Consider the following 20,224-nt stretch of genomic DNA (forward strand, 5'->3'; position numbering starts at 1 on the left):
CACACCGTTTGGTCGTAAGTGACAAAAAGTAGGGCGAGGTTGGTGATGCTGTGACGTAGGTCACAGGCCCTGGGGCGACCTAGCGTCGGGACTCGCGGCGATTGCCGCAGCAGTCGTCGCGCGAGCGTGCTCGCTCCGCCGGTGACCTCGGACTGAAAGGGCTTCACCATGGGCTTCAAGACCGGCGAGTTCCCGCCTGTTGACCCCGATACCTTCCTCGACAAGCCACTCATGGAGCGGGTGAAGACTCTCGCGCTGCACTGGGTCGAGTACGGGTTCGGGTCGCCGAAGATCATCCCGACCACGTATGTCGTCAAGCTGGTGTTCCTGTACATCGGGCTCGGGCTGACCCTGATCACCCTGACCTCCGGCGTCGGGATGCCGTGGGAGGTAGACAAGTGGTGGAACCAGCCGATCGTCTACCAGAAGCTGGTGCTCTGGACGATGCTCCTCGAGGCGATCGGGGTCGCGGGGTCCTGGGGTCCGATCGCCGGCAAGTTCAAGCCGATGACGGGCGGAATCTTGTTCTGGGCCCGTCCCGGGACGATCCGGATGCCTCCGTGGCCCGACAAGGTTCCGGGCACCTCCGGCGACAGCCGCACGGTGCTGGATGTAGTTCTCTACCTCGCGCTGCTGGTGTCGCTCGCGGTTCCAGTCGTGCTGCCCGGACAGTCGTCGAGCGCGCTGGACGCAGCCGTCTCCGGAGACAACCACGGCCTCGTGCGGCCCGCGCTGATGATCATCCCGCTGGTGCTGCTGGTCATCATCGGCCTGCGCGACAAGACCATCTTCATCGCGGCCCGTGCCGAGCAGTACGGACCGGCCGTCCTGGCGTTCGCCCTGCTGCCAGTCCTGGGATTCGGACAGGGCAACGCGTTCGTGGACATGATCATCCTGCTGAAGCTGCTGATCGTGTCGGTGTGGATCGGGGCCGGTGTGTCCAAGTTCGGCGTGCACTTCGCCAACGTCGTGCCCCCGATGGTGTCCAACAGCCCGTGCATCCCGACCCGCGCGCTGCGACGCGCGCACTACCGCGACTTCCCGAACGACATCCGGCCGTCGATCGCCGGCAAGGCGCTGGGCCACCTGGGCGGAACGCTGGTCGAGATCGCCACCCCGCTCGTGCTGTTGTTCTCGACCAACAAGTTCATCACGTTGGCGGCAGTCGCCCTCATGGTTGTGTTCCATTTGTTCATCACCTCGACCTTCCCGCTGGCTGTCCCCCTGGAGTGGAACCTGTTGTTCGCCTACACGGCCGTCTTCCTCTTCGCGGGATTCCCGGCCTGGAACGGGTACGCCGTGACGGACGTCAGCAGTCCGTGGCTGATCGTCGCCGCGGTGATCGCATTGTGCTTCTTCCCGGTCCTTGGCAACCTGCGGCCGGACCTGGTCGCCTTCACCCCTGCGATGCGGCAGTACGCCGGTAACTGGGCCTCGGCCCTGTGGGCCTTCCAGCCGGGTTGTGAGTCCAAGCTGGACCTGGTGAAGCGACCGACCAAGAACCAGGTCGAGCAGCTCCAGGCCATGGGTTACCCGGCTGAGGTCGCCGAGATCACCATGCAGCAGACCCTCGGCTGGCGCTCGATGCACAGCCAGGGTCGGGGATTGTTCTCGCTGATCCTGACGCACGTCCCCGACGTGGACCGCGCCACGATCCGCGAAGGGGAGTTCGCCTGTAACTCGCTGATCGGGTTCAACTTCGGTGACGGGCACCTGCACAACTACCGTCTCATCGAGGCCATCCAGCGCCGCTGCCAGTTTGAGCCCGGTGAGTTCATCGTCGCCTGGGTCGAGTCGCAGCCGATCCACAAGTCGGTCCAGCGGTACAAGGTGATCGACGCGGCGCTCGGCGTCATCGAAGAGGGCACCTGGAACGTCCACGACCTCGTGGCTGAGCAGCCGTGGCTTCCCAACGGCCCCATCCCGACCCAGGTCGAGTGGCGCCGCGACGACAGCAGAACAGTCGCCGGCAGTGGAGCGACCTCGTGACGCGAGCCGTCGTGGTCGGCAGCGGACCCAATGGACTCGCTGCCGGCCTCACCCTCGCCGCCGCCGGCGTCGAGGTCACCGTCTACGAGGGTGCCGACGTCGCGGGGGGAGGAACCCGATCGGCGGAGCTGACCCTCCCGGGTCTGATCCACGACGAGTGCTCGGGGTTCCACCCCTTCGCGGCTGCGTCCCAGTTCGGTCGACGCTTCGACCTGCAGGCAGCCGGGGTCCGCTGGTCGCAGCCACCGGTGCAGTTCGCGCACCCTCTCGACAGCGGCCGCGGAGCGTCAGTGGTGAGGTCCGTCGAGGAGACCGCCCAGACCCTCGGGGCTGACGCCCGGCGCTACGAGGCCTTCTTCGGGCCGGTCGTCCGCCGCTTCGACACCATCGCTGAGGAGTTCCTGCAACCGATCCTGCATGTCCCGCGCCACCCCCTACACCTGGCGCAGCTCGGCCTGCGTTCGCCCGCACCCGCCGCGGTCACGGCACAACTTTTCAGGACCGCTGAGGGACGTGGACTGTGGGCCGGGGTGGCAGCGCATGGCTTCACGAAATTCAGCGTCCCGTTCAGCTCTGCCATCGGGACATCCCTGGGAGCCGCGGCGCATCGGTACGGGTGGCCCGTGGCCGTCGGCGGCTCCGGCACGATCGCCCAGGCACTCGTCGGCCTCATCGAGGCCCACGGGGGGCGCGTCGAGACCGGGAGGTTCGTGGGCGACGTACGAGACCTGGGTGACGCCGACATCGTCATGTTGGATACCTCGCCCGACGTGGCGGCCCGTATCGCAGCGGGGGTGCTGCCGGACCGCACGGTGCGCGCGTACCGCCGCTTCAAGCGCGGACCGGGCGCGTTCCAACTGGCCCTGGCGGTCGAGGGCGGCATCCCCTGGGCGTACGAGCCGGCTCGCCGCGCCGGCACCGTGCACGTCTCCGGCAGCTACGAGGAGACGGCGCGCTCGGAGCGGCAGGTGGCGAAGGGTCAGATGCCCGAGCGGCCGTTCATCCTGCTCGGCCAACAGCACGTCGCGGACCCAGGAAGAGGTCAGGACGGCATCGTCCCGATCGACTGCTACGCGCACGTGCCGGCGGGGTGGACCGGAGACGCCACCGAAGCGATCCTGCGGCAGATCGAGCGCTTCGCACCCGGCTTCCGGGACCGCGTCCTCAAGATCAGTCCGCGCAGCCCGCGGCAGATCTCCGTCGACAACCCCAACTTCGCCGGTGGTGACATCGTCACCGGGCTCAAGACGCCGAAGCAGATGTTGTTGGGACCACGTCTGGCCGTCAACCCGTACGAAACGGGTGCGGACGGGGTCTATCTGTGTTCGGCGGCGGTGCCTCCCGGGCCGGGTGCCCACGGTGTCTCCGGGTACCTCGCCGCCCAGCGAGCACTGCGGGCACTGCCGGCGGACGCTGTGCGCACCGAGCCGTCGCCGCAAACGCTGCGCTGACGTGCCCTTCCACCCTGATTTGTCCTACGCATCACCAGGCCGGCGACGCCGGCTCGACCTGAAGGAGCTTCACCCCCATGTCTGACCTCACGAACAAGCGCGTCCTCGTCACCGGATCCGGAGCAGGGATCGGACGCGCCATCGCGGAGCTGTTCATCTCCCGCGGTGCCCGCGTGGTCATCAGCGACCGCGATGAACAGGCAGCAGCAGCTACCGCTTCGGCCCTCTCCGCCGCGGGCGTCGCCAATTGCGATGTCACCGACGAGGAGCAGGTCCAGGGTGCGGTCGCCTCCGCCGTCGAACAGCTCGGCGGCCTGGACGTTCTGATCAACAACGCGGGGATCGAGGTGGCGGCACCGCTGGTTCAGCAGTCCACCGAGAGCTTCGACCGGATCTTCGCGGTCAACGTCCGCGGACCATTCGTCGCGATGAAGGCGGCGATCCCGCACCTGGTGGAGTCCAAGGGCAACATCGTCAACATGGCGTCCATCGCCGGGCTGGGCGGATCGCCGCTCCTGGGCTCCTACTGTGCGACCAAGGCGGCGCTGGTCCAGCTCACCCGGGTCGCCGCGATCGAGTTGCGACCCAGCGGCGTACGCGTCAACGCCGTCTGCCCGGGCTTCGCGGACACCAGCATGGTCGACCGGCTACGCCCCGAGTTCGAGGCGGCCACCGGCGCCAACTTCGCCGACCTCGTCGCCGCCAAGCAGGGGCGACTCGGAACGGCCGACGACATCGCCACCGTCGTCGCCCTCCTCGCCTCCGACGATGCCACCTGGATCACCGGCTCCGCCTACGTCCTGGACGGTGGCCTCACCGCATCCCTCATCTGATGACAACCGCTTCGAAGGAGAAGTCCATGAGCAACGCACCACTGACAGACCAGGTCGCCATCGTCACCGGAGCCGCGAAAGGCATCGGCCTGGAGATCGCGACGCAGTTGGCGAAGCGCGGCGCGACCGTCGTGATCTCGGATATCGACGGCGCGGCGGCCGAAAGCGCGGCCAGCGCGATCCCCGGCGCGGTCGCCATCGCCTGCGACGTGCGCAACGAGAGCCAGGTGGTCTCGCTGATCGACCAGACGGTGGATCGGCTCGGCCGCCTCGATGTGATGGTTCCCAACGCGGGCATCGGAGTCGTGCAGCCCCTGGCCACGACCGACCTGGCAACGTGGCGGCGCGTGCTGGAGGTGAACCTGGACGGTGTCTTCTTGTGCGTCCGGTACGCCGGCGACGCCATGAAGGACCGCGGGGGAAGCATCGTGACCATTTCCTCCGTAACCGCCACGGCGGGCTCGGCCCTCATCGCTCCGTACGCCGCAGCCAAGGCCGCCGTCCTCAACCTCACGAAGACAGCGGCCATCGAGTGGCGACCCCTGGGCATCCGGGTCAACGCAGTCCTGCCGGGGTTCATCGCCACTGACCTGGTCACCGACGTCGCGGCGGATTTCGAGGTCAACCTCGGTCTGCCCGCAGGGGGCTTCAGCGACCTCATCGTGGCCAAGCAGGGCCGGTGGGGCGATGCCAGCGACGTCAGCCGGGCGGTCGCCTTCCTGGCCGACCCGGAGCAGTCCTGGATCACCGGCGCCGGGCTGGTACTTGACGGAGGTCTGACCGCCAGCCTGATCTGAGAGCAGGAGCGGGACGCGAGCGGTGACCTAGTGGTGCACCCGTTTGGCGTACCAGTGCGTCGCGTTCGGGTTGTCGTTGTACGCGTCGATCTCCACGAAACCACTACTGCGGTAAAGCTGTTGGGCCGCAGTGAGCGTTTCGTTGGTGTCGAGCACGAGCCAGTGCGCGCCGTACTCGATCGCCGCCTTCTCCAGGCCGGCCATCAACGTCCGGCTGATGCCCCGGCCCCGTTGGTCGGGTTCGACCCACAGGTGTTTGATCTCGAAGGTGGGCTCATGGAGATAATCCGCCACTCGGCGTACGCCGCCACAGCCGACAGGTTCGTCGCGGTCATTACGCACGATGACGAACAAGCCCTCCGGCGGCGTGAACGCGGCCGGATCCGGATTGCTCCGGCGGTATCCCTCCGCATGTGTGGCGAAGCCGAGTTCACGGCTGGTGAAGTAGTCGTCGAGTAACTTCTGGGCGACCTCATCGTCGACCGGGGTGGTAACCAACTGCATGACCCCAGCCTAGGACGGTGTCGTCACGCGGGCATATACCACCGTGTTGTCATCGAAATGCCCTGTGGAACGGTCGAACTGGCCGCCGCAGGTGATCAGCCGCAACTCAGGTCCGGTGGTGTTGCCGTAGACGTCGCCGGTGGGGAACGCGTTCTTGGGATAGCGAGCCACCCGGTAGACCGTGAAGAGCACCGAACTGCCGTCGGCCAACCGCACACTGGCCCGGTCACCGGCGGTGAGACTCGCCAACCGGAAGAACGGACCCCTGCCGGTCGTGGTGGTCACATGGGCTTCGACGACGGCCGGACCGGGCGCACCGGGGGTCGGCGACCCGGTGAACCACGCACCCTTGCCGACTTGCGCGCCGGAGGGGACAGCCAGCGTCCCGTCGGACTGCAGGCCCAACTCGATCAGCGGCAACTGCACGTCGATGGCCGGGATGCTCACGCTCACCGGCCGCGACCCCGGACGTACGCCGATCGCCGGACTCCCGCTGGACGGCACGGAGGGTGGGGCGGACGAGGGTCCTTGTGGCCCAGCGGTTTCGGGCGACTCAGTCGTCGCCGCCGACTGTGCGACGCCCGGCGGCGTCGGGGTCTCGTACCGATGGGTCATTCCCCAGACACCGGCAGCGATCGCGAGTACCGCAGCCAGCACAGCGGCGATCAGCCACCGGGTGGCGGGACGAGGTGAAGAGGCGGTCATGGGTGGTCCTAGGGCCGGCGGCTGGTGGGTGGCCAGAGGGTGCGCCCACCAGACGCCGGCGGTCGGGGGAACCGGTCAGATCCGGTTGGTGTGACGTCGACGCAGGCCGAGGTAGCCGAATCCCGCGGCCGCGGTGAGTGCGGTCGCTGCACCACCGAACGCGACAACCGAGGCGTCATCCGAGGCGCCGGCACCGGTCTGGACGCCGCCGGTCGGCATCCCACTCATCTGGCTGACTTCGAGCCGACCGCAGTTCGCCGGGTCGGTCGCCTCCTCGGGCAGGGACGGGTCCAGCTCGGACTTGGAACTGCCGGAGTACTTGCCGTCACCGTTGTAGTCGACACCGTGCTGCACCACGACACCCTTCCCGGCCCGGATCGAGGCGGCCGTCGCGTCCGACACGGTGATCGTGCGCGAGTAGGTCGTCGAACCGACCGGGAAACGGGTGACGGCCAGGCCGCTCTTGGGAGAGGTGTCCCCAGAAGTGGTCAGCGACACGGCGATCATGCCGTAGTCCTTCATCGCATCGGCGACGCGCAGGTGGCCGTCGACGCCGGTCCCCTTGGTGTCGTTGCTGGGACACGTGCTGGAGCCGCCGATGTGCAGGTGCTGGGCGTGCGGAGCCCCCGCCAACAGGCCGTGGGAGACGATCTTGATGCTCAGCTGGTCGCCGGTCAGCGAAGCGGTCACGGTGCCGGAGGCCCCGCTGTCGTTCAACTGGGTGAGTTTGCCCCACAGGTGCGTGGTGCCCGATTGCGCCGGAGCTGAGGCGTGAGCCGCGGGAGCCAACGCTATCGCCGGGAGGGCGATAGCGGGCAGAGCGACCAGGCCGGCCGCCGCCGCAGAAAGAGCGAGTGTGCGAGATGCCATGACTGCTTCCTTCCTGAGGTGTCCGACCGCGGATGCGGAGGACATCAGGAGTTCGGCAGCCTTGCCGTACCGGATGGGTCTAGCTGAACGACACCGAAGAAACCGGTTTGGTGGTCGGTTCCTGCGAACCGCCCGCCGGCTCGACGGTCACCGCCGCGCCGGTCGCTGCGTTCGGCGAACCCTTCATCAGCACGTCCTGACCAGGAGCAACCACTCCGGCGCTGACCGGTCCGGTGTCGGCGAGCATCCACGCCTGGTAGACCTTCCCCGCGGGCAGGGCGGAGACATCCGACAGGCGGATCACGCTGCGATCCAATGATTTCGAGGCAACGACGCGCATCGTGCCATCACCCAGGGGTGCCGTGAATGTCGTCGCGTCGGATGCGGACTCGATCTGTTGCACTGCCGACACGGGTGCCGGTGTCTGCGGCCACAGGGCAACGGTCGTCGCCCCACCGGCCAGCACGACCGCGGCGGCCGCCGCCGCGAGCCACTGGGTGCGGCGGCGCGGTCGCAATGCGCGCACGTTGTCCTGCGGAGTGGTGGCCACCTCCGCGAGGATGGCCTCCCGCAGGTGCGGCGGCGGGGCGACCGGGGGGACCGTGGCGCCCAGGGGTGCCGTGAGCTCCTGGAACTCGCTCACCTCGGCGCGACACTCGGCGCAGGTCGCGAGGTGCTGATCTGCAGCGTCGCGCTGCGCTGGGTCCAGGGCGTCCATGACGTAATCAATCGCTTCGATGTGCTCGCTCATGCCTCACCGCCCAACGCGCCTCGTAGACAAAGCAGCCCGTCGCGGATCCGGGATTTGGCAGTACCCAGGGCGATCCCGAGTTCGTCGGCGACCTGCGCGTGACTCAGGCCCCCGAAGTAGGCCAGTTCCACCGCTTCGCGTTGCACCGGAGTCATTCTGCCCATCGCGCCGCGCACCCGCTCGGCATCGAGGCGCCCGGTCACCTCATCCACGGTGCTGTCGAAATCCCGGTCCTGGTGCTGCACGCCGTACGCCGCATCCCGCTTGCGCGCGGCCACCACCGAGCGCACCCGGTCCACCGATCGGCGGTGGGCGATGGTGAAGATCCAGGACAACCCGGCTCCTTTAGAAGGATCGAACGAGCCCGCCCGACGCCACACGTCCAGAAACGTCTCCTGGGTGACCTCCTCGGCCAGAGTCTGATCGGCCACGACCCGCAGGACCAGGCCGAATACCCGGGCGCTCACGGCGTCGTAGAGGCGCGCGAAGGCGGCCTCGTCACCGCGCGCGGTGGCGGTGAGCAGATCCTCCAGTGGATCGGATTCGGCGATTGGCATCACGCGTATCTTCGCAGGCGCCCCCATAACCGACACCCCCCAGCCGGTCGTGAGGGCCGCCTCGATCGTCATACCGGTAGTTCGGAGCCGCCCGGCCTACCGGATGACTGCCTCCCGATCAGTCCAGCATCGTGCCCGGGTTCATGATCCCCGCCGGGTCCAGCGCCTTCTTGATCCGCTGGTTCAACGCGAGCACGTCCGGGCCCAGGTAGTCGGCCAGCCAGGGCTTCTTCAACCGGCCCACACCGTGCTCGCCGGTGATGGTGCCGCCCAGGCCGATGGCCAGATCCATGACTTCGCCGTACGCCGTGTGGGCGCGTTGCGCCTGGTCCTCGTCTGAGGGGTCGAAGACCAACAGGGGGTGGGTATTGCCGTCGCCGGCGTGCGCGAGCACCGCGATCAGGATGTCGCGGTGCCGCGCGATGTCGGCGATACCGCGGACCAGGTCGCCAAGGCGCGGCACCGGGACACCGACGTCCTCCAGCAGCAGTGACCCCTTGCGCTCGACCGCCGGGATCGCCATCCGGCGGGCGACGACGAACTGTTCGCCGGTCTCTGCATCGTCGGTGTCGAAAACCTCTGTGGCCGAGTTCTTTTCGCAGATCGCGGTGATCTGGGCGATCTCGACGCCGGCGTGCCCGGCCGGTTCGTCGGACTGCACGATCAGCATCGCCTCGGCGTCCCGGTCCAGGCCCATCCTGGTGACGTCCTCGACCGCGTTGATGGTCGGCTTGTCCATGAACTCCAGCATCGAGGGCCGCATGGTGGAGGTGATGTCGACGACGGTCTGGGTGGCATCGTCCAGCCGCGCGAACGTCGCAACCAGGGTGGCCGGCGGTCGCTGCGCCGGGACCAGCCGCAGCAGCACTTTGGTGATGATGCCGAGCGTGCCCTCCGAGCCGATGAACAGTTTGGTCAACGACAGACCGGCGACATCCTTCAGGCGCGGACCGCCGAGTTCGACGACGCTGCCGTCCGCGAGGACCACGGTCATGCCGAGCACGTAGTCAGTGGTCACGCCGTACTTCACGCAGCACAGGCCGCCGGCGTTGGTCGCCACATTGCCGCCGATCGAGCAGAACTCGAACGAGCTGGGGTCCGGCGGGTACCACAGACCGTGCTTCGCGGCCGCCTGCTTGACGTGCGCGTTGAGTGCGCCGGGCTCGACCGTGGCGATCCGGGTCAGCGGGTCGATGTCGATGGCCGTCATCTCATCGACCGCGATCACCAGGCAGCCGTCGATCGCGCTGGAACCACCGGACAGTCCCGATCCCGCGCCGCGGGGGATGACTGGAATACCGTGCTCGGCGGCCCAGCGCACCCCGGCCTGCACGTCCCCGGTGGTCTTGGCGCACAAGACCGCGATCGGCGTACCCGCATCGGGGTCCAGGGCGCGGTCCCAGCGGTAGGGGGCCATCTTGTCGGGGTCCATGAGCAGGCGCCCGGTGGGCAGCGTCGCGGCCAGGTGGGCGGGCTTGGGGGAGGTCACGAGGACTCCTTCGCACATCGACGTACGACGACACGGACCCTTGCAACTTAACCCCGCCGCACGCAGATGGTTGGGTGAGGGCATGCAACTTCCGCAACCGGAGCGCCGCGTGTCGGCCCGGGCGCCGGGCTACTGGCGGCTGCGCGGCGGCCTGGTTGCCGTGGTTCTGCTGGTTGTCGCTGCCGTCGTGCAGTTCACCGTGCACCCGCCCACGCCGCTGGCCGTCCTGATGTGGCTCGTGGTCGCCGCCATCGCCGTGGTCGAGGTGCTGGTGATGCCGCGCTGGCGCTTCGCGGTGCACCGGTGGGACGTCAACCAGGAGGCGGTGTCGACCCAGATCGGTTGGTGGGTCAGCGAATTGCGGGTCGCGCCGATCAGCCGGGTGCAGACGGTCGACACCGAGCGTGGGCCGTTGATGCGCTGGCTGGGGTTGAGCACGGTGACCGTCACGACTGCCTCGTCCAAGGGCGCTCTGCATATTCCGGCCCTCGACGTCGACGTGGCCACCCAGCTGGTCTCCGATCTGACGGCGATCAGCGCGGCCGATCACCGGGACGCCACCTGATGGACCAGGACGACTGGCGGCGGTTGTCCCCACGGATGCTGCTGGTCCACCCGTTCAAGGAGATCGGCCGCTTCGTGCCAGCGTTGGTGGCGGCCGCGATCTTCGGCACCACCACCGACGACCCGTGGTGGTGGGTGCTAATCGTGGTCGTGGTCTTCGTGGTGATCGGGACACTGCGCTGGCTGACCACGCGCTACCGGTTCACCGACCAGCGGGTGGAGTTGCAGCACGGGGTGTTCACCAAGCAGCTGCTCACCACCCCGATCGATCGGGTGCGCAGCGTCGATGTCACTGCGTCGCCGCTGCACCGGCTGCTGGGGTTGGCGAAGGTGCGGATCGGCACGGGTGCCGGCGAGAACGATCTGGTGCTCGACGGACTGACCGGCGCACAGGCAGCCAACCTGCGGGCGGAACTGCTGCACCGCGACCCGCAGCTGCAGGCCACGACCAGCGAGGCTGATCAGCCGCTGGCCCCGGTCGGCGAGCGGGTGCTGCTGACCTGGCAGCCCTCCTGGGTGCGGTTCGCGCCGTTCAATCCGTCGAACATGGTGATCGTCCTGGTGCTGGCCGGGTTCGTGTTCCGGATCGTCAACGATCTGCACCTCGATCCGAACAGCAACCCCGAGATCCATGACGCCATCGACTGGTTGCGCGGTCGGGTCCTGCCCCTGGCGGTAGCGCTGTCTGCTCTGGCGATCCTGGCACTCGCGGCAGTCCTCGCGATGGCCGGATATCTGCTGGCGTACTACGGTTTCCGCCTCACCGCCGACGACATCGGCCACACCTGGCACGTCACGCGCGGCTTGTTGACGACCCGGTCAACGTCGTTGGACACCAGACGGATTCGCGGTGTCACCATCCATCAGCCGGTGCCGTTGCGCTGGGTCGGCGGCGGTCGGTTGTCGGCGATCACCACCGGGTTGCACGGTCGGCACGATGAGGACCGCTCCCGCGGCGACGCCGACCTGCTGGCGCCGCCGTCACCGGTGCCGGTCGTGCTGGGTCTGGCGGCCGACGTCATCGACCCCGCCGTGCTGGCCCATCCGATCGCACCGCACGGCCCGGTCGCCACCCGCCGGCGCTACACCCGGGCGCTGTGGCCGACCCTGGTCGTGGTGCTCGCGCTGGTGCTGGCGGCGACCCTGGGCCCCCTGCCGCTCTGGGTGGCGTACGCCGCGCCCATCCTGTTGCCCGCCGCCGGCCTTCTCGCGTGGGACCGGGCCCGTCGTCTCGGGCACACCATCGCCGGCGACTACTTGGTCAGCCGGACCGGTGGGCTCGGTGGGGCGACCCACGTGGTGCGCACCGACGGCACAGTGGCCGTCGTGGTGCGGCAGTCGATCTTCCAACGGCGACAGGGTGTGGCCAGCGTCGAACTCGCCACGGCCGCGGGCGAACAGGGCTACACCGTGCTCGACGTGACCTCCGACCGGGCCACGGAACTGGCCGATGCACTGTTGGCCTCGGCGGCCAACGGGTGAGATCCGCTCAGATCCAGCTCGGCAGCCACATCCGTGCCTGCCAGTGGGTGTAGGGGATCACCTGTGCCGTCCAGATCGGCCAGAAGAACACGAACAGCGCCACGGTCAGCACCGTGAACGAGCCGACGGCGATCCGCCCGGCCCGCACTCGGCGTACGGACGCATCGGGCGCCCCGAGCACCAGGCCGAGCACGAAGACGCAGGCCAGCACGATGTAGGGCACGAAGACGACCGAGTAGAACGTGAAGATGGTGCGGTCCTGGTAGCTGAACCACGGCAACCATCCGGCCATCACGCCGCCGACGATCGCGCCCGCGCGCCAGTCCCGGCCGAAGAGCCAGTAGAAGATGCAGATGACCAAGGCGATCGCGCCGAACCACCAGATCAGCGGGTTGCCAAGGGACGTGACCGCCTTCGAGCACTGGTCGACGGTGCACCCGGCATCCTTGCCGGGCGATTCGTAGAAGAACGAGGTCGGGCGCGTCTGCAGGATCCACGACCACGGGTTGGACATGTAGGGGTGCTCGGAGGTGATGCTCTTGGCCGAGTTGTACATCTCGATGTGGTACTGCCACAGACTGCGCAACGTGTCCGGCAACCACGCGAACAGTGAACTGTCCGGGGAGAATCCACTGTCCTGGGTCGCGGGATTGGCCGCCGCCCAGTGGCGGTCGTAGCCGTCGTCGCTGCGGAACCAGCCGATCCAGCACAACAGATAGGTCAGCACGCTGACGCCGACCAGCTTCACCATCGCCGGCAGCGCGTCCTTCAGGAAGGTCCCGGCGATCCAGTTGCGGACACCCGCCGCGCGGCGTGCACCCAGGTCCCACCAGACCGTCATGAGCCCGAAGATCGCCAGGTAGAACCCGTCGGACCACTTGGTGGCCATGCCCAGGCCGAGGCAGACGGCGGCGACCCAGCGCCACGGCCGCCAGCCCAGCCACGGACCGAGCGCGGCGACCGACCCGCCGGACTCCCGCACGGCGGCCACCTTGTCGGCCAGGATCCGCCGGCTGCGATCCCGGTCGGCCAGCAGCGCCGCGAAGGCCGCCAGCGGCCAGAACATCACCAGTCCGTCGAGGATCGACACCCGCGACATCACGAAGGCGGTGCCCTCGAAACACAACAGGATCGAGGCCAGCGTTGCCAGCAGCGGGGAGCGGAACAGGTGCCAGGCACACCGGCCGATCAGATAGATCGCGATGGTCCCGGCCAGCGCCACTCCCACGCGCCAGCCGAAGGAGGAGTCGATCCCGAAGATCCACTCGAAGAATCCGATGACCCACTTGCCGAACGGCGGGTGCACCACGAAGTCGGCCTGGCTGCCGTAGACCTGCGGGCTGCCCATGGTGAAGAGGTTGTCGCTCTGGGAGCCGAAGATGTTCTGCTGCCGCTCGATGCCGTACTGGATCAGCGACCAGCCCTCTTTGACGTAGTACGTCTCGTCGAAGATCAACTGGTGCGGGCGACCGAGATCCCAGAACCGCAGGATGCCGCCGATGAGCGCCACCAGCGCCGGGCCGAGCCATGCCCACAGCTTCTCCCGGGCGGTGCGCGGGCGGCCGAGCAGCCGTCGGCGCAACTGGTAACGCAGCGGGAGCGGTGAGTCGGCGACCGGGGGCGCGGGTGCGTCGAGGGTCGTGGAGCTCACCCGCGACAGGGTAACCGAGGCGTCTTGGCGTGGTCCGTGCGACGCTAACGACATGGCGGACGGTCTGTTGGTGTTGGCAGGTACGCCGATCGGTGACCCCCGTGATGCACCGGCCCGGTTGGTCTCGTGGCTGGCCCAGGCGCACGTCGTCGCGGCAGAGGACACCCGACGGTTGCACCGCCTCACCGAGCAGTTGGAGGTGTCGCCCCGCGGCCGGGTGCTCAGCTACCACGAGCACAACGAGCGCGCTCGCACGCCGGAGTTGGTCGAGCGCCTGAGTGCGGGGGACAGCGTGCTGCTGGTCACCGACGCGGGGATGCCGTCGGTGTCCGATCCCGGTTATCGATTGGTGACCGCGGCGATCGCCGCGAATGTGCGGGTCACCTGCGTGCCCGGTCCGTCCGCGGTGTTGATGGCGCTCGCGGTGTCCGGACTGCCGACCGACCGGTTCTGCTTCGAAGGTTTCCTGCCCCGCAAACCAGGCGAGCGCGCCCGGCACCTGGCCACCCTGGCCACCGAACCGCGCACGATGGTGTTCTTCGAGGCGCCGCACCGGCTCGCCGAGATGCTCTCAGCGGTGGCCGACGCGTTCGGGCCGGACCGGCCCGCGGCGGTGTGCCGGGAGCTGACCAAGACCTACGAGGAAGTACGTCGAGGCGGCCTGGCCGAGCTCGCGGACTGGGCGGTCGAGGGTGCCCGCGGTGAGATCACGGTGGTCGTGGCCGGGGCGCGCGGTGCCTCGGTCGCCGTCGAGGACGTCCTGCCCGAGGTGCTTTCCCGGGTCGCCGACGGTGAGCGTCTGAAGGACGTCTGCGCCGAGATCGCCTCTGCGACGGGGCTGTCCAAGAAGGCGCTCTATGACGCGGCGGTCGCATCACGGTGAGACTGCGGGCGGCGCTGTTATGGCTGGTCGGCAGTCTCTGGCTGGCGATGTGGTCGATCGCGAGGTACAACGCAGGTCTGGCCACGTCGTACGACCTGGGGATCTTCAGCCAGTCGGCCAAGTCCTGGTCGCAGGGGCACTGGCCACGCTCGGACATCCGCGGGCTCGACCTGCTCGGTGATCACTTCAGTCCGGTTCTCGCGCTGAACGGTCTGTGGTGGCGGATCTGGTCCGATCCCCGCGTGCTGCTGCTGGTGCAGGCGATCCTGATCGCCCTGGCGATGGTGATTGTCTGGTGGGTCGCTCGCACACTTGTCGGCGAACCAATTGCCCTGGCCCTGTTCGCGGTTGGCCTGATCGCTCGGGGGACGATCGCTGCGGACCTGTTCGACTTCCACGAGGTGGCGTACGCCGCGCCCACCGTTGCGCTGTTGGCGGCGGCTGCTGTGCGGGGTCGCTTCCGCCTCGCCGTCGGTGCGGCCATCGTCCTGGTGTTGGTGAAGGAGGATCTGGGGCTGACAGTGATCGCGGCCGCTGCAACGTGGTGGTTGCTGCACCGCGATGGGTGGCGACGGCCGGCGGTGCTGGCAGGTGTCGGCGTCGCGGGACTGGTCGCAGCGACCGTGGTGCTGCGGGTCGTGGGCGGCGGGTCGGGCTACGGAGTCTTCTTCGGGGGATCGGGCAGCACGCCCATGGGGCAGCAGGTCGACACCGGGTGGTCCTGGTGGCGGTTGGCACCGTTAGCTCTCTTCGCAGTCACCGCGCTCTTCGTCGGACTGCGCTCTCCCGTAGCGGTTCTGGCCATCCCGACCCTGGCCTGGCGGATGATCGGCAACAACCCGTCGTACTGGCGGCTGGACACCCACTACGACCTCATCCTGGTGCCCATTGCCCTGATCGCCGCGGCGCACGCGATGTCCCGCCTCCCGTCCGCCCACTTTTGGAACGCTTTTCACCCGCAGCGCGACATTTCAGGTGAATCCCGATCCAAAAGTCCGGTCGTCGCCTCCGCTGCAGTTCTCGGTGGCGTGATCAGCGTCGGTCTGGGCGGCAGCCAACTGGTCGAGGTGGCTGCTGCGCCGTGGCATGCCGTTGCCCCCACCCAGCGGTTCCGCGACCTGCAGGAGATCAGTGCGCGGATCCCGAAGGACGCACCGATCGCGGCCAGCAACACCACCGGCGCCTACCTGGTCGCCACCCATGATCAGGTGTGGTCGATCGAGTCGGCGCCGGCGGTGCGCTACGTGGTCTTCGGGCGGGACGGCGGACCGCTGGACGAAGTGTCGGGCTGCCAGGGCGACGCGTTGCTGGACGATGCGAAGGGGCTCGGGGGCGCGACCGCGCAGGGTGACATCATCGCCATCCGCTACCTCGAGCCCACCGTCGTTAGGCTGGCCGACTGCGATGAAGCCGGCTCAGACCGGTAGGGCGGCACTGTCCTGCGCGGTGACGTTGCCGTAGATCCCCGCCGACAGGTAGCGCTCCCCGGAATCGGGCACGATCGCCACGATGGTCTTGCCGACGTTCTCCGGTCGCTGCGCCAACTGCGTGGCGACGTGCAGGATGGCACCAGCGGAAGAGCCCGCCAGGACACCCTCCTCGCGGGCCAGGGCCTGCGCCGCCAGGTAGGCATCGGCGGTCTCCACCGCGACGTACTCATCGGCGATGGATTGGTCGAAGTTGTCGGGGACCTGCTGCGGCTCGGCCTCGGTGATCTTGTGCACCCCGTCGATCTCCTTGGGATAGGGGTTCTCCGGCGTCGGCACCGAACCCCAGCCGGGCTCGGCCACGACGACCTGCACCCCGGGCTTGTTCTCCTTCAGGAAGCGGCCGGTCCCGGACAACGTGCCACCGGTCCCGACGCCACCGACCAGGATGTCGACCGAACCGCCCGTGGCCTTCCAGATCTCCGGGCCGGTCGTGTCGTAGTGGTACTGCGGGTTGACCGGGTTGGCCAACTGGTCGGTGAAGTAGGCGTCCGGGTGCTCGGTGCGCGCGCGTTCGCGCAGCAGCACAAGCGCATCCGGGTCCAGAAAGAACGTGTTGGGCACGGCGATGACATCAGCGCCGAACGCGCGCAGCAGGGCGACCTTGTCGGCACTGATGTTGTCGCCGGCGTAGAACGTCGAGCCGTAGCCACGTGAAGCGGCGATCGCTGCGAGGGCGATGCCGGTATTGCCGCTGGTCAGGTCCACGATGCGGCCGCCGGGCTGGAGCTCACCGCGCTCCTCGGCATCGCGGATGATCGCCCACGCGATGCGGTCCTTCACCGATCCGATCGGGTTGAAGGTCTCCAGTTTCGCGACGATACGCGCGCCCAGGTCGCGGTTGCGGCCGTAGCGGGTCAGTTCGAGCAGGGGAGTGTCGCCGATGAGTTCGGTGATCTCCGTGACGAGGACAGCCATGGGTACTCCTAGGGGTGGGATGGCGAATGTCGTTGCAGTCCAACGGTTCCGGGCATGGCCCGAGGTCGTCAGATAATTCCTGTCGGATAACTATGGCATAACCATACCCACTGAAATCAATAATTAGACATTATCGACGAACGGCGCTAGCGTCGGCGCCCGCAACCTTGTGCGACCCACTGCGGGGCGATCTGCCCCCGATCGAAAGTGACCAACCCCATGACCGAGAACACCCCCGGAACCCCTGAGCAGAACGATTCTCACGACGCTGCGCCCGCCGGCGACCAGGTCCTGCCCAGCGGTGCGCGGGTCGAAGCCAATGTCGATGCCGATGCCCCCAAGGGCGTCAGCCGCCGCAGTCTGGTGACCGCCGGTGCGGTCGTCGCGGCCGCCGCCGGAGTCGGCGGCTGGGCGTTCCTGCGCAGCCAGGACCACGACGTACAGGCCGCCACCGGCACGCCCACCGTGACCAACTCGTGGGCCAAGAAACAGTTGGCGCTGGTCTCGCCCAGCGGGGTCTGTGAAGCGCCACTCATCGCGGCGTACGAGAAGGGTCTGTTCAAACAGGCCGGCCTCGACGTCGTGCTGAAGAAGTCCGGCACCGACGAAGACACCACGGCCGCAGTCGGTTCCAGCAAGTACGTCGCATCCAACGGCATCTTCTTCAACTTCCTCGGGCCGATCTACAACGGCACACCGGTCAAGCTCAGCGGTGGTCTGCACCACGGCTGCCTGGACCTCTACTCCCGCAACGACGGCTCGGTCCCCACCGTGGCCTCCTTGAAGGGCAAGAAGATCGGCGTCAGCAACCTGCAGGGTTCGGCGACCAACTTCTTCTCCCTGGATCTGCTGGACGCCGGCATCAACTCCAGCCCGGCCGCCAAGCAGGTCGAGTGGGTCGTCATCGAGCAGGACCTGCTGCCGGAGGCGTTGAAGTCCAAGAAGGTCGACGCGATCGCGACCGCCGGCGGCTTCCTGCCGATCATCCAGGGGGTGAAGGACGGATGGGCCAAGGAACTGTCCAACAACCGCAACCTGTCGACCAACGCTGCCTACCCGTGCTGCGCGGTCGCCCTGAACCAGACCTTCGTCACCCAGGACCCGGTCACTGCGGCCACCTTGGTCAGCACGTGGATCGAAGGTTCCCGGTGGGTGGGTGCCAACCTCGAGGAGGCCGCGCACCTGGTCACCGAGAAGAAGTACGTCTCCGGTAAGCCCGAGGAGGCCCTGGCCGTGCTGCGGACCCTGACCTTCGACCCCTCGACCGCGAGTCTGCACAAGGCCCTCGAGCCGGGGATTGCCAAGTTCATTAAAACCGGGTTCCTGCCCGCGGCCACCAACCCCCAGGTGCTGGCCGACAAATCGTTCGTCGACCTGAAGCTGGCCTGAGCGCGATGTCCACTCTCACCGTACGGCGGACAGCGTCCGCCTCCGCGAAAGCGGCTGCGCCACAGCCTGATCCGGACGTCACCGTCCAGGGTCCGGCTCGCATCCACGCTGCGCTCGACAGAGTCTCCCATCCGGTCCGGATCAATCCGTTGCTGCTCGGCGGCGGGATCCTGGCCTGGGTCGGATTCGCCCTCGTCGTCCTCTTCATGCCCAACGAGTCCTCCCAGTCCCTGCGGGACCTACAAGCGATCGATGCCATGCGTACGCCGATCGCGATCGCTGGTCTGCTCGTCGCCGTCGCGTGGGCCGGGATCTGGGCGCTGTCGGCCAGCGACTCCCGGCTCGGCCGCTGGGCACACGGCCACGCCACGCACGGCGCGGCCTGGCTGCTCGGCTTGGCGTTGTGGGCGCTCTTCTGGGAGTACTCGACGGCCAAGACGGCAGCCCTCGCCCCGCCGTACTTCCAATCACCGCAAGCGGTGCTCAACGCGATCTGGACCGACCACGGCCTGCTCGCCGAGAGCCTGGGCAATTCGTTGCTGTTGCTGGTCGTTGGCTTCGTGGTCGGCCTGGTCGCGGGGCTGGTCACCGGGGTCACGATCGGCTGGTTCCAGCAGGCGAACTACTGGGTGCACCCGATTCTGATCTTCCTGGGGCCGGTGCCCTCCCTCGCCTGGGTGCCGTTGGTCTTCGTGCTGGCCCCCTCGGCGTACTCCGGAGCGGTCTTCATGATCGCGCTCAGCGTGTGGTTCCCGATCACGGTCCTGACCCGGGCCGGAGTCCTCAGCGTGCCGCGGTCCTACTTCGACGTCGCCCAGACCCTCGGAGCCAAGGGCGCGTTCCTGGTCGCCCGGATCAGCCTGCCGGCCGCACTGCCGAGCATCTTCACCGGTGCCTTCATGGCCCTTGGCGCGTCCTTCGTCAGCCTCACCGTGGCGGAGAACTTCGGGGTCAACTCCGGCTTGGGCTGGTATCTGAACTGGAAGAAGGGCTGGGGTGACTACGCGGGCGTCTACGCCGGGATCGTGGTCCTGGTCGTGGTCTGTGGCGTCCTGCTGACCCTGCTGTTCCGCAGCCGCAACTGGGTGCTGCGCTGGGAGAAGGAGTTGACGAGATGGTGACCGGTGCCGCGATCGACATCCTCAACGTCACGCAGGCGTTCCGCAGTCGCGGCCGGGACCTGCCGGTCCTGGACGACGTGACCTTCTCGGCGAAGCCCGGTGAGTTCGTGGCCCTGGTCGGGCCGAGTGGCTCGGGTAAGTCGACGCTGATCCGGCTGCTGGCCGGGCTGGACAAGCCGCTCTTCGGCACGGTCTACGTCGATGGCCGCAAGGTCACCGGACCTGACCCGGAACGCGCTCTGGTCTTCCAGGATCCGACCCTGCTGCCGTGGCGGACCGTGCGGGGCAACGTCGCACTCGGGCCGCAGGCGCGCGGCGAGCTGAAGCAGTCCGCTGGCCGGATCGATGAGGTCCTAGACGTCGTGGGACTGACCGATTTCGCCGACGCCTGGCCAGCGCAGCTGTCCGGTGGTATGGCCCAACGCGCAGCATTGGCAAGGGCATTGGTCGGCGACCCGAAGGTGTTGTTGCTCGACGAACCACTTGGCAAACTCGACGCGCTGACCCGCCGCGTGCTGCAAGGTGAGCTCGCCCGGTTGTGGCAGCAACGCGGGTTCACCGCCGTCCTGATCACCCACGACGTCACCGAGGCGCTCACCCTCGCCGACCGGGTGATCATCTTCTCCCCGCGCCCGGCAACCGTCCGGGCCGACATCAGCGTCGACCTTCCCCGGCCGCGCAACCAGTCCGAGCCGCAGTTCGTGGCGTTGCGGCAGCAGATCCTCGCGCTGCTCGATGAAGAAACCACCACTGCGCCCGACGAACTCGCTTCGTAACCTCTCG

At 68.1% G+C, this 20,224-nt stretch carries 19 protein-coding genes; 11 read left to right on the forward strand and 8 right to left on the reverse strand.

Annotated features, from left to right (window positions below; translation table 11 throughout):
• Positions 1-168: 168 nt before the first annotated feature.
• The 4 genes from AZH51_RS03940 (at position 169) to AZH51_RS03955 (ending at position 5,070) form a co-directional block, all read left to right on the forward strand.
• Complete coding sequence (locus AZH51_RS03940) at positions 169-1,989, forward strand: DUF3556 domain-containing protein (protein WP_291521567.1); 1,821 nt, start codon at positions 169-171, stop codon at positions 1,987-1,989.
• Entirely contained in the window at positions 1,986-3,440 is a 1,455-nt protein-coding gene (locus AZH51_RS03945) for an NAD(P)/FAD-dependent oxidoreductase (RefSeq protein WP_291521569.1), read from the forward strand. Before AZH51_RS03940 ends, AZH51_RS03945 begins: the two co-directional genes overlap by 4 nt.
• 77 nt (positions 3,441-3,517) lie before the next feature.
• A complete protein-coding gene (locus AZH51_RS03950; protein ID WP_291521571.1) occupies positions 3,518-4,273 on the forward strand; it encodes an SDR family NAD(P)-dependent oxidoreductase in 756 nt (251 codons plus the stop codon).
• Between the two features lie 26 nt (positions 4,274-4,299).
• Positions 4,300-5,070, forward strand: coding sequence for an SDR family oxidoreductase (locus AZH51_RS03955; RefSeq protein WP_291521573.1), 771 nt, complete (start codon positions 4,300-4,302; stop codon positions 5,068-5,070).
• A gap of 27 nt (positions 5,071-5,097) precedes the next feature.
• Here the strand turns inward: AZH51_RS03955 and AZH51_RS03960 are convergent, their stop codons facing one another.
• From AZH51_RS03960 to AZH51_RS03985, 6 genes are all read right to left on the reverse strand, one after another.
• On the reverse strand, positions 5,098-5,574 hold the full coding sequence (locus tag AZH51_RS03960; RefSeq protein WP_291521575.1) for a GNAT family N-acetyltransferase: 477 nt from the start codon (positions 5,572-5,574) through the stop codon (positions 5,098-5,100).
• Positions 5,575-5,583: 9 nt separating this feature from the next.
• The gene (locus tag AZH51_RS03965) at positions 5,584-6,279 is read right to left on the reverse strand and encodes a class F sortase (protein WP_291521577.1); all 696 of its coding nucleotides are present in this window, start codon (positions 6,277-6,279) and stop codon (positions 5,584-5,586) included.
• A 75-nt stretch (positions 6,280-6,354) separates the two neighbouring features.
• The gene (locus AZH51_RS03970; protein ID WP_291521579.1) at positions 6,355-7,149 is read right to left on the reverse strand and encodes a hypothetical protein; all 795 of its coding nucleotides are present in this window, start codon (positions 7,147-7,149) and stop codon (positions 6,355-6,357) included.
• Positions 7,150-7,228: 79 nt separating this feature from the next.
• On the reverse strand, positions 7,229-7,900 hold the full coding sequence (locus tag AZH51_RS03975; RefSeq protein ID WP_291521580.1) for an anti-sigma factor: 672 nt from the start codon (positions 7,898-7,900) through the stop codon (positions 7,229-7,231).
• Positions 7,897-8,457, reverse strand: coding sequence for an ECF RNA polymerase sigma factor SigK (gene sigK / locus AZH51_RS03980; RefSeq protein WP_291521582.1), 561 nt, complete (start codon positions 8,455-8,457; stop codon positions 7,897-7,899). Before sigK ends, AZH51_RS03975 begins: the two co-directional genes overlap by 4 nt.
• Positions 8,458-8,575: 118 nt before the next feature.
• On the reverse strand, positions 8,576-9,946 hold the full coding sequence (locus AZH51_RS03985; protein ID WP_367188025.1) for an FAD-binding oxidoreductase: 1,371 nt from the start codon (positions 9,944-9,946) through the stop codon (positions 8,576-8,578).
• Positions 9,947-10,028: 82 nt separating this feature from the next.
• On the opposite strand from AZH51_RS03985, the gene AZH51_RS03990 reads away from it, so the two are divergent.
• Positions 10,029-10,511: a PH domain-containing protein gene (locus tag AZH51_RS03990; protein WP_291521584.1), complete on the forward strand. Its 483-nt coding sequence runs from the start codon at positions 10,029-10,031 to the stop codon at positions 10,509-10,511.
• Positions 10,511-11,992 carry a PH domain-containing protein gene (locus tag AZH51_RS03995; RefSeq protein WP_291521586.1) on the forward strand — a complete coding sequence of 494 codons (1,482 nt, stop codon included), beginning with the start codon at positions 10,511-10,513 and terminating at the stop codon, positions 11,990-11,992. The genes AZH51_RS03990 and AZH51_RS03995 overlap by 1 nt, the downstream gene beginning before the upstream one ends.
• A 7-nt stretch (positions 11,993-11,999) precedes the next feature.
• On the opposite strand, the gene AZH51_RS04000 is transcribed toward AZH51_RS03995, so the two are convergent.
• Positions 12,000-13,643: a dolichyl-phosphate-mannose--protein mannosyltransferase gene (locus tag AZH51_RS04000; protein WP_367188026.1), complete on the reverse strand. Its 1,644-nt coding sequence runs from the start codon at positions 13,641-13,643 to the stop codon at positions 12,000-12,002.
• A 52-nt stretch (positions 13,644-13,695) separates the two neighbouring features.
• Here AZH51_RS04000 and rsmI point away from each other — a divergent pair, with 52 nt between their 5' ends.
• Together rsmI and AZH51_RS04010 are read left to right on the forward strand one after the other, a co-directional pair.
• Positions 13,696-14,526, forward strand: a complete 831-nt coding sequence (gene rsmI, locus AZH51_RS04005; protein WP_291521591.1) for a 16S rRNA (cytidine(1402)-2'-O)-methyltransferase — start codon at positions 13,696-13,698, stop codon at positions 14,524-14,526.
• Positions 14,523-15,953, forward strand: coding sequence for a DUF2079 domain-containing protein (locus AZH51_RS04010; protein ID WP_291521593.1), 1,431 nt, complete (start codon positions 14,523-14,525; stop codon positions 15,951-15,953). Before rsmI ends, AZH51_RS04010 begins: the two co-directional genes overlap by 4 nt.
• Here AZH51_RS04010 and AZH51_RS04015 read toward each other — a convergent pair.
• Positions 15,942-16,931: a PLP-dependent cysteine synthase family protein gene (locus AZH51_RS04015; RefSeq protein ID WP_291521595.1), complete on the reverse strand. Its 990-nt coding sequence runs from the start codon at positions 16,929-16,931 to the stop codon at positions 15,942-15,944. The genes AZH51_RS04010 and AZH51_RS04015 overlap by 12 nt on opposite strands.
• 219 nt (positions 16,932-17,150) lie before the next feature.
• Here AZH51_RS04015 and AZH51_RS04020 point away from each other — a divergent pair, with 219 nt between their 5' ends.
• Genes AZH51_RS04020 through AZH51_RS04030 form a run of 3 tightly spaced genes read left to right on the forward strand, consistent with a single transcriptional unit; the run spans position 17,151 to position 20,217 of the window.
• Positions 17,151-18,320: an ABC transporter substrate-binding protein gene (locus AZH51_RS04020; protein ID WP_291521597.1), complete on the forward strand. Its 1,170-nt coding sequence runs from the start codon at positions 17,151-17,153 to the stop codon at positions 18,318-18,320.
• Between the two features lie 5 nt (positions 18,321-18,325).
• Positions 18,326-19,441 (forward strand): ABC transporter permease, encoded by a 1,116-nt coding sequence (locus tag AZH51_RS04025; protein WP_291521599.1) that lies wholly within the window; start codon positions 18,326-18,328, stop codon positions 19,439-19,441.
• Positions 19,435-20,217, forward strand: a complete 783-nt coding sequence (locus tag AZH51_RS04030; RefSeq protein WP_291521601.1) for an ABC transporter ATP-binding protein — start codon at positions 19,435-19,437, stop codon at positions 20,215-20,217. The genes AZH51_RS04025 and AZH51_RS04030 overlap by 7 nt, the downstream gene beginning before the upstream one ends.
• Positions 20,218-20,224 lie beyond the last annotated feature (7 nt).

This window comes from Branchiibius sp. NY16-3462-2 (assembly GCF_001594145.1).
Lineage (GTDB): Bacteria > Actinomycetota > Actinomycetes > Actinomycetales > Dermatophilaceae > Branchiibius.

Bases quoted from the DNA above. Each gene is read 5' to 3' on its own strand.
- AZH51_RS03940 (WP_291521567.1), top strand. From the start codon at position 169: ATGGGCTTCAAGACCGGCGAGTTCCCGCCTGTTGACCCCGATACCTTC.
- AZH51_RS03950 (WP_291521571.1), top strand. From the start codon at position 3,518: ATGTCTGACCTCACGAACAAGCGCGTCCTCGTCACCGGATCCGGAGCA.
- AZH51_RS03955 (WP_291521573.1), top strand. From the start codon at position 4,300: ATGAGCAACGCACCACTGACAGACCAGGTCGCCATCGTCACCGGAGCC.
- AZH51_RS03960 (WP_291521575.1), bottom strand. From the start codon at position 5,574: ATGCAGTTGGTTACCACCCCGGTCGACGATGAGGTCGCCCAGAAGTTA.
- AZH51_RS03965 (WP_291521577.1), bottom strand. From the start codon at position 6,279: ATGACCGCCTCTTCACCTCGTCCCGCCACCCGGTGGCTGATCGCCGCT.
- AZH51_RS03970 (WP_291521579.1), bottom strand. From the start codon at position 7,149: ATGGCATCTCGCACACTCGCTCTTTCTGCGGCGGCGGCCGGCCTGGTC.
- AZH51_RS03975 (WP_291521580.1), bottom strand. From the start codon at position 7,900: ATGAGCGAGCACATCGAAGCGATTGATTACGTCATGGACGCCCTGGAC.
- sigK (WP_291521582.1), bottom strand. From the start codon at position 8,457: ATGCCAATCGCCGAATCCGATCCACTGGAGGATCTGCTCACCGCCACC.
- AZH51_RS03990 (WP_291521584.1), top strand. From the start codon at position 10,029: ATGCAACTTCCGCAACCGGAGCGCCGCGTGTCGGCCCGGGCGCCGGGC.
- AZH51_RS03995 (WP_291521586.1), top strand. From the start codon at position 10,511: ATGGACCAGGACGACTGGCGGCGGTTGTCCCCACGGATGCTGCTGGTC.
- rsmI (WP_291521591.1), top strand. From the start codon at position 13,696: ATGGCGGACGGTCTGTTGGTGTTGGCAGGTACGCCGATCGGTGACCCC.
- AZH51_RS04015 (WP_291521595.1), bottom strand. From the start codon at position 16,931: ATGGCTGTCCTCGTCACGGAGATCACCGAACTCATCGGCGACACTCCC.
- AZH51_RS04020 (WP_291521597.1), top strand. From the start codon at position 17,151: ATGACCGAGAACACCCCCGGAACCCCTGAGCAGAACGATTCTCACGAC.
- AZH51_RS04025 (WP_291521599.1), top strand. From the start codon at position 18,326: ATGTCCACTCTCACCGTACGGCGGACAGCGTCCGCCTCCGCGAAAGCG.
- AZH51_RS04030 (WP_291521601.1), top strand. From the start codon at position 19,435: ATGGTGACCGGTGCCGCGATCGACATCCTCAACGTCACGCAGGCGTTC.